The following is a 1,712-nucleotide window of genomic DNA, read 5'->3' on the forward strand; positions in this document are numbered from 1 at the left end:
TGAGTGAGGCGGTGTTGTCGGCGCGGAATGTGTCGATTGAGTATGAGGTGGATCCGCCGGTGCGGGCGGTGCGGGATGTGTCGTTGACTCTGCATCGGGGGGAGATTTTGGGGTTGGCGGGGGAGTCGGGGTGTGGGAAGACGACTCTGGCGTATGGGATGAATCGGTTGTTGAAGGCGCCGGCGTTGATGACGGGTGGGGAGATTGTGTTCCATGACCGGGATGGTCATGACATTGATGTGGTGGGTCTGGATGGGGAGGGGTTGCGGGCGTTTCGGTGGGACAAGATCTCGATGGTGTTCCAGGGGGCGATGAATTCGTTGAACCCGGTGATCAATGTCCGGGCGCAGATCTTCGACATTTTCGATACGCATCGTCCGGGGATGTCGAGGCGGGCCAAGCAGGAGCGGGCGGAGGAGTTGCTCACGTTGGTGGGGGTGGATCCGGGCCGGTTGACGAGTTTCCCGCATGAGTTGTCGGGCGGGATGCGGCAGCGGATGATGATCGCGATGGCGTTGGTGTTGGATCCGCAGGTGATGATCATGGATGAGCCGACGACGGCGTTGGATGTGGTGGTGCAGCGGGGCATCATCCGGGAGATCATGCGGTTGCGGGAGAGGTTGGGGTTCGCGGTGATCTTCATCACGCATGATCTGCCGATGTTGATCGAGATCAGTGATCGGATCGCGGTGATGTTGCAGGGGCAGATCGTGGAGCAGGGCACGGCGGAGGAGATCTACCGGAATCCGCAGCATGAGTACACGCGCCGGTTGTTGTCGAGTTTCCCGTCGTTGACGGGCGCGCGGGGCGATTTCGTGCGCACGGGTGTGAGTCAGGAGGGCATCCGATGAGTGCCATGACCGATGCCGCCACGACTGATGCGGCGAGGGGGACGGCGCGGTTGGAGGCGCGGAATCTGGTGAAGGACTTCCAGTTGCGTTCCGGGTTCCGTACGAGTGTGTTGCATGCGGTGAAGGATGTGTCGTTCACGATCGAGGCGGGCAAGACGGTCGCTCTGGTGGGGGAGTCGGGGTCGGGGAAGTCGACGATCGCGCGGATGTTGATGAAGTTGGAGGCGCCCACGTCGGGCAGCATTCTGCTGGATGGGGTGGAGTCGGCGACCAGGGGGCGGGGGTTGGAGCGGTACCGGTCGGAGGTGCAGATGGTGTTCCAGGACCCGTTCGCGTCGTTGAATCCGTTCCACACGATCGTGCATCATCTGGAGCGGCCGATCCGGTTGCATCACCCGAAGCTGTCTGGCAGCGAGGTGCGGGCGCGGGCGGTGGAGTTGCTGGAGCGGGTGCGGTTGACGCCGGGGGAGAGTTTCGCGCAGCGGCGTCCGCATGAGTTGTCGGGTGGGCAGCGGCAGCGGGTCGCGATCGCGCGGGCGTTGGCGCCGGGGGCCCGGTTCATCGTCGCGGACGAGCCCGTGAGCATGTTGGACGTGTCGATCCGGTTGGGGGTGTTGAACCTGCTCGCGGACCTGCAACGCGAGGAGAACCTGGGCGTGCTSTACATCACCCACGACCTGGCCACGGCCCGCCACTTCTCCGATGAGATCATGGTGCTCTACAAGGGCGACGTCGTCGAACGAGGACCCGCGGACCAGGTCATCCTGCACCCGCAACACGAGTACACCAAGACCCTCCTCGCCGCCGCCCCCGAACCCGACAACCTCGGCCGCCTCCGCGACGAAGTCCGCACCGAACTCG

Annotated in this window: 2 protein-coding genes; both read left to right on the plus strand. The window is 64.0% G+C overall.

The window, feature by feature from the left end; translation table 11 throughout:
- A partial coding sequence (locus tag KE274_RS16335; RefSeq protein ID WP_249186580.1) for an ABC transporter ATP-binding protein occupies positions 1-851 on the plus strand: 851 nt, incomplete at its 5' end.
- On the plus strand, positions 848-1,712 hold an 865-nt coding region (locus tag KE274_RS16340), incomplete at its 3' end, for an ABC transporter ATP-binding protein (RefSeq protein WP_439957719.1). The genes KE274_RS16335 and KE274_RS16340, both read left to right, overlap by 4 nt.

The organism is Microbacterium paraoxydans (assembly GCF_018224615.1).
Lineage (GTDB): Bacteria > Actinomycetota > Actinomycetes > Actinomycetales > Microbacteriaceae > Microbacterium > Microbacterium paraoxydans_B.